Annotated in this window: 1 protein-coding gene; it reads left to right on the forward strand. The window is 32.9% G+C overall.

Annotated elements, in window-relative coordinates:
• Positions 1-131: 131 nt before the first annotated feature.
• Positions 132-596, forward strand: a complete 465-nt coding sequence (gene tnpA, locus HMPREF9629_RS11255; RefSeq protein ID WP_009526492.1) for an IS200/IS605 family transposase — start codon at positions 132-134, stop codon at positions 594-596.
• Positions 597-730 lie beyond the last annotated feature (134 nt).

Below are 730 nucleotides of genomic sequence, written 5' to 3' on the forward strand. Positions count from 1 at the left end.
TTGTAGCTTAAGCAAAATAAACCCCCAGTTTTACTGGGGGAATAAAAATCTTTAGATAAAAGAAAACCTCCATTTGATATAATAGAATTGGTCCGCCAAAACCAAAATAAAATCAAAAGGAGGTTTTTGTTATGAAAGACATAAATAGTTTATCACATTCCAAGTGGAGATGCCAGTATCATATAGTATTTGCTCCCAAATTTAGAAGAAAAGAAGTCTATGGAAAAATAAAACTAGACATAGGAAAAATATTAAGGAAGCTGTGTGAACAAAAAGGAGTAGAGATAATACAAGCGCAGGCATGTGTGGACCATATACACATGTTAGTGAGTATACCGCCAAGTTTAAGTGTATCACAATTTGTAGGATATTTAAAAGGAAAGAGCAGTCTTATGATATTTGATAGACATGCGAATTTAAAATATAAATATGGAAACAGACATTTTTGGTGCAGAGGATATTATGTAGATACAGTAGGAAGAAATAAAAAAGTAATAGAGAATTATATAAAGAAGCAATTGCAAGAAGATATAATAAATGATCAGATATCATTTAAAGAATACATTGACCCGTTTACGGGTAGCAAGAATAAATAGGCAAAATAAAAGCTGCTTTAGCAGCAGCCAGTAAAAAATATGCAATTGGCGGACTATTCGATACCTCTTGAGAGGTAGCTAGTAAAATGCCCTTTTAGGGCTTTGCAAACCACCAGTTCAACTGGTGGTTTTGA

The sequence above is a fragment of the Peptoanaerobacter stomatis genome, assembly GCF_000238115.1.
Lineage (GTDB): Bacteria > Bacillota > Clostridia > Peptostreptococcales > Filifactoraceae > Peptoanaerobacter > Peptoanaerobacter stomatis.

Coding starts and splice junctions, on each gene's coding strand:
- tnpA (WP_009526492.1), top strand. CDS start 132: ATGAAAGACATAAATAGTTTATCACATTCCAAGTGGAGATGCCAGTAT.